The organism is Enterococcus sp. 22-H-5-01 (assembly GCF_050310005.1).
GTDB lineage: Bacteria > Bacillota > Bacilli > Lactobacillales > Enterococcaceae > Enterococcus_A > Enterococcus_A hailinensis.
This window is the reverse complement of record NZ_CP189993.1, coordinates 1879001-1885000: the sequence shown is the minus strand read 5'-3', so window position 1 is coordinate 1885000 and position 6000 is coordinate 1879001. Positions and strand designations below refer to the sequence as shown.

Here is a 6000-nt window from a genome sequence, read left to right as displayed (position 1 = left end):
GTTACAAACTCTCGTGGTGTGACGGGCGGTGTGTACAAGGCCCGGGAACGTATTCACCGCGGCGTGCTGATCCGCGATTACTAGCGATTCCGGCTTCATGTAGGCGAGTTGCAGCCTACAATCCGAACTGAGAGAAGCTTTAAGAGATTAGCTTAGCCTCGCGACTTCGCGACTCGTTGTACTTCCCATTGTAGCACGTGTGTAGCCCAGGTCATAAGGGGCATGATGATTTGACGTCATCCCCACCTTCCTCCGGTTTGTCACCGGCAGTCTTGCTAGAGTGCCCAACTAAATGATGGCAACTAACAATAAGGGTTGCGCTCGTTGCGGGACTTAACCCAACATCTCACGACACGAGCTGACGACAACCATGCACCACCTGTCACTTTGCCCCCGAAGGGGAAGCTCTATCTCTAGAGTGGTCAAAGGATGTCAAGACCTGGTAAGGTTCTTCGCGTTGCTTCGAATTAAACCACATGCTCCACCGCTTGTGCGGGCCCCCGTCAATTCCTTTGAGTTTCAACCTTGCGGTCGTACTCCCCAGGCGGAGTGCTTAATGCGTTAGCTGCAGCACTGAAGGGCGGAAACCCTCCAACACTTAGCACTCATCGTTTACGGCGTGGACTACCAGGGTATCTAATCCTGTTTGCTCCCCACGCTTTCGAGCCTCAGCGTCAGTTACAGACCAGAGAGCCGCCTTCGCCACTGGTGTTCCTCCATATATCTACGCATTTCACCGCTACACATGGAATTCCACTCTCCTCTTCTGCACTCAAGTTCCCCAGTTTCCAATGACCCTCCCCGGTTGAGCCGGGGGCTTTCACATCAGACTTAAGAAACCGCCTGCGCTCGCTTTACGCCCAATAAATCCGGACAACGCTTGCCACCTACGTATTACCGCGGCTGCTGGCACGTAGTTAGCCGTGGCTTTCTGGTTAGATACCGTCAAGGGATGAACTTTTTACTCTCATCCTTGTTCTTCTCTAACAACAGAGTTTTACGATCCGAAAACCTTCTTCACTCACGCGGCGTTGCTCGGTCAGACTTTCGTCCATTGCCGAAGATTCCCTACTGCTGCCTCCCGTAGGAGTTTGGGCCGTGTCTCAGTCCCAATGTGGCCGATCACCCTCTCAGGTCGGCTATGCATCGTTGCCTTGGTGAGCCGTTACCTCACCAACTAGCTAATGCACCGCGGATCCATCCTCAAGTGACGCAAAAGCGCCTTTCAAAAGAAAACCATGCGGTTTTCTTTGTTATGCGGTATTAGCACCTGTTTCCAAGTGTTATCCCCCGCTTGAGGGTAGGTTATCCACGTGTTACTCACCCGTTCGCCACTCTTTTTCTTTCGGTGGAGCAAGCTCCGGTGAAAGAAAAAGCGTTCGACTTGCATGTATTAGGCACGCCGCCAGCGTTCGTCCTGAGCCAGGATCAAACTCTCATAAAAAGTGTTTGAAACAATCTTACGATTGTTAAGCTCAATTTTAAAAATTGACTTGCTAGCATATTGCTTGCTATGTTTTGTTTGTTTCTATTAAAAGAAACGCCCTACACATTTGGTTTGTTTTATTCGTTCAGTTTTCAAAGGTCTACATTGTTTGTCGCTTTGTTTCAGCAACTTTTATATCATAACAGATTTAAAAGTTAATGTCAGCAACTTTTTAAAACTTTTTTTGAAGAAGTTTTTTTAAATTGTCATTACTGCTTGATGCGACTTTGTTAGAATAACTTAAATTCTGCCGTATGTCAACAACTTTTTTTAAGTTTTTTTTAGCGAGATTAGCTCGCCTTGGAACATTACATAATATACCAACATAATCGCATTGGGTCAATAAAAAATATGCTTTTTTTCGAAGTTTTTTTCATTACTGATTATTCTTATTCGCATTTTATTAGAACGTTCGTAAATAACATGTAAATTATTTGAAAATTCCCTTTTCAAAATTTCAAGTTGGTTTTTTTACGTTTCTGTTTTACATCATTTTCTAATAATACATTCGGCTAAGATAAAAAATAGACGTTCAGCTCTGCTGAACGTCTAAAATTTATAGTTATCTCATTGTTGGGAACAATAAAACATCACGAATTGACTGTACATCTGTCAATAACATTACTAATCGATCGATCCCGATTCCTAAACCACCTGTTGGCGGCATACCATATTCTAACGCTTCTAGGAAATCTTCATCTACGCCATGCGCTTCATCGTTACCTTGCTCACGTTCTTTTTCTTGCGCTTCAAAACGCTCGCGCTGATCGATTGGGTCATTCAATTCAGTAAAGGCGTTAGCGAACTCGCGACCCACAATAAATAGCTCAAAGCGATCAGTAAAACGTCCATCTTCAGCATTTTTCTTCGCAAGCGGAGAAACTTCTACTGGGTGTCCAAAAACAAATGTTGGTTGTTCTAATGTTTCTTCTACAAATGTTTCGAAGAATTCATTGATAATATGACCAACTTCCATATTATCATTAATTTCAACATTGTGTTCTTTCGCTAATGAACGGGCTTCTTCTATAGACATTTCTTTCCAGAAATCGACACCTGTTTGTTCTTTGATGGCATCGACCATATGAATTCGTTTGAAATCAGAACCTAAATTGATCATTTGACCATCGTAAGACAATGTTGTTTCGCCTAAAACGTTTTGAGCCACATCACGAATGATTCCTTCAGTTAAGTTCATTACATCTAGGTAATCTTGATATGCGGTATAAACTTCCATCATAGTGAATTCTGGATTATGCGTAGTGTCGATACCTTCGTTACGGAAGACACGGCCGATTTCATATACTTTTTCCATTCCGCCAACGATTAGACGTTTCAAATGCAACTCAAGCGCGATACGTAGATACAGATCCATATCTAATGCATTGTGATGTGTGATAAATGGACGTGCAGATGCACCGCCTGCTTCATTGTGTAATACAGGTGTTTCTACTTCAATATAGCCTAGTCCATCTAAATAGCGACGAATTTGACTGATGATTTGACTACGTTTAGTAAAACGGTCAAAGCTTTCACGGTTACTGATCAAGTCTAAGTAACGTTGACGATAACGTTGTTCTACATTTGTTAAACCATGATATTTTTCAGGCAAAGGACGTAATGCTTTTGATAGCAATGTGATTTCTTTGGCTTTGATTGATACTTCACCTGTATCTGTCTTCATGATTTCACCGGTTACTCCAAAGAAGTCACCTAGATCACCTTTTTTAAAGATCGCATAAGGTTCTTCCCCTACTTCATCTTTACGGACATAGATTTGGATTTGGCCTTCACGGTCTTGCAAGTGGGCAAATCCTACTTTACCTTTTCCACGTTTAGTCATTACTCGTCCAGCAACACTAGCTGTTAATTGTTTTTCATGAAGTTCTTCTTTTGTATCTGCATCATATGTTTCATGCAATTCTTTTGAATTTGCAGTTCGTTCAAAACGAGCGCCGAATGGATCGATACCTTCTGTACGAAGATTTTCCATTTTTTCGCGGCGAACACGCATTTGATCGTTCATTTCTGTCAAATTTGTTTGTTCTTCAGTCACGAATGTTCCTCCTCAGTATGTAATTACTCTTACTTATAATGCCAATGAATCCACAAAAAATCAAGCCGAATTCCTCATTCGGCTTGAAGATCAACTAATTTTTTCTCGTGCTTCCGTCTTTTCAACCAATTGGTCAAGTAAATCTAGGACTACTTGTTTTTCTTCTGTTTGATTGATTGCTACCTTTGTTTTGGCAGAACGAGGAATTCCTTTCAAATAGTAACTTGCATGTTGACGAAATTCACGACAAGCGACCATCTCACCTTTTAAATCAATCAAACGTTCAAAATGCAGCTTAGCAGTTGCGATTTTTTCTCGGGCACTTGGTTCAGGGATCAATTCACCTGTTTCCAAATAATGTTGTGTCTGATGGATCATCCACGGATTTCCAAGTGCGGCTCGGCCGATCATGACCGCATCAACACCCACTTCTTCGATCATTCGTTTTGCATCTTCGGGGGTTCGTACATCGCCATTCCCCATAAACGGAATAGTCAGCTTATTTGCTACTTGTTTTAAAACAGCCCAATTAGCTTGACCTTCATACATCTGCACACGCGTACGGCCATGCATTCCGATAGCAGAGGCTCCAGCACTTTCGGCTGCTAAAGCATTCTCAACTGCAAAAACATGTTGTTCGTCCCATCCTGTCCGCATTTTAACTGTGACCGGGATATCCACTGCTGAGGAAACAGCCTGAACCATTTCATAAACTTTATCGGGATCTAACAACCATTTCGCACCAGCTTCAGCCTTAATAACTTTATTGACCGGACACCCCATATTGATATCGATGATCGCCGCTTTGGTATTCTCTTGAACAAACTGAGCGGCTTCAACTAGCGAGTCTTTGTTCCCACCAAAAATTTGAACGCTCAACGGATGTTCACTTTCATCAATATACAGCATCTCCAAGGTCTTTTTGTTTCTAAAATGAATTCCTTGGTCGCTGATCATTTCGCAAACAACGAGTCCTGCACCAAATTCTTTGACCGTTACACGAAAGGCAGCGTTCGAAATCCCCGCCATTGGTGCAACGACGACTCGATTAGGTATTTCGACGTTGCCGATTTTCCAAGTGCCGTTTAAAGGTTTCACTATTATTCCCCCAAAATTTCTTGTTTCAATTCAGCTAGATCCGCTTCGCTATATTGGTATTTGTTATTACAAAAAGCACAGACTGCTTCGGCACCATGATCTTGATCGATTAATTCTTGGATTTGTTCCGCACCTAAAGTGATGATCGCTGAGGCAAATTTTTCTTTTGAACAATCACACTTAAATTGTACCGGGAGCGTTTCTAAGAACTCCACATCATCGGTAGCCAATAAATTTTTCAAAATTTCTTCCGGCGTTTGACCCTCATCTAGTAAAGTAGAAATACGCGCTGTTTCTTTTAATCGTAATTCGATTTGGTCAATGATCTCATCACTTGCCCCTGGCATGATCTGGATCATAAAACCACCTGCTGTTTTGATCGTATCATCGGTATCTACCAAGACTGAAACCCCAACTGCTGAAGGAATTTGCTCTGAGACAGCTAAGTAATATGTAAAATCTTCCCCCAGTTCTCCTGAGACAATCGGTGTTTGACCAGAAAAAGGCTCTTTTAAACCTAAATCTTTGATGACAGTGAACATCCCAGAAGTACCAACTGCGCCGCGGACATCGATTTTCCCAACTTCATTCAACGGTAAACTGATGTGAGGATTTTTAATGTATCCTTTGACATCGCCTTTACCATTACTATCAACGACAATGGCTCCGGCAGGTCCATCCCCCTCAACTTTAACGGTCATTTTGTCTTCCCCTTTTAAGGTTGCACCTAACATCACGGCACCAATCATCGTACGACCTAAAGCTGCTGCCGCTGTATTCCATGTATCATGTCGGCGTTGGGCTTCTGAAATTGTTTCTGTTGCATCGACTGCATATGCACGTACAAAGCCTTCATAGGCTAATGCTTTAACTAAATAATCACTCATTTATTTGCTCCTCATTCATTCAAACTTTTTTACTCGTGATTGCATCATACTAGGTGTTTCATTTTTTTTCAACTTCTCTGTATGCGTTTGGGGAAAGTTTACGTTTCGAATTCCAAATAAAAAACAGGCGATATGCGCCTGCTAGTTAAAACCAGATTGGTAATAGTAATGCGGTCATTGCTGTTGCATCATACTTTACGGCTTCACTCTTTAACTGAGTATGTAAATCAGCTAATGCTTTGGGAAAGTCATGGGTATGGGATAGTGCGTAGAGTGATAGTCCTTTACAAATTCTAGTTGCTGCTAAACCATAGTCTTCAGATTGTTCTAATATCTTGGCATTACTTAATAGAAGCTCTTGTATCTCTGGAATACATTTTACCTTTTCATCACCATAAGCTTGACTGATTTGATCCATCATTAAATGTGCTTTTTCACTCCGTTTCATTTCACACAGCCCCTTTGACCCTATT

General features: G+C 42.0%; 4 protein-coding genes and 1 rRNA gene (1 of these 5 running past the window's edge). All 5 read right to left on the bottom strand.

Annotation, left to right across the window (positions count from 1 at the left end; all coding sequences use genetic code 11):
• Positions 1–1444 (bottom strand): 16S ribosomal RNA (locus ACQKTA_RS09560); it reaches 115 nt to the left of the window's first position.
• Positions 1445–2048: 604 nt separating this feature from the next.
• Positions 2049–3512 (bottom strand): lysine--tRNA ligase, encoded by a 1464-nt coding sequence (gene lysS, locus ACQKTA_RS09555; protein WP_427814542.1) that lies wholly within the window; start codon positions 3510–3512, stop codon positions 2049–2051.
• Positions 3513–3632: 120 nt separating this feature from the next.
• Complete coding sequence (dusB, locus tag ACQKTA_RS09550; protein ID WP_427814541.1) at positions 3633–4571, bottom strand: tRNA dihydrouridine synthase DusB; 939 nt, start codon at positions 4569–4571, stop codon at positions 3633–3635.
• Between the two features lie 71 nt (positions 4572–4642).
• Complete coding sequence (gene hslO, locus ACQKTA_RS09545; protein ID WP_427813568.1) at positions 4643–5527, bottom strand: Hsp33 family molecular chaperone HslO; 885 nt, start codon at positions 5525–5527, stop codon at positions 4643–4645.
• 145 nt (positions 5528–5672) lie between these two features.
• Positions 5673–5975, bottom strand: coding sequence for a bacteriocin immunity protein (locus ACQKTA_RS09540; protein WP_427813567.1), 303 nt, complete (start codon positions 5973–5975; stop codon positions 5673–5675).
• Between the last annotated feature and the right edge of the window lie 25 nt (positions 5976–6000).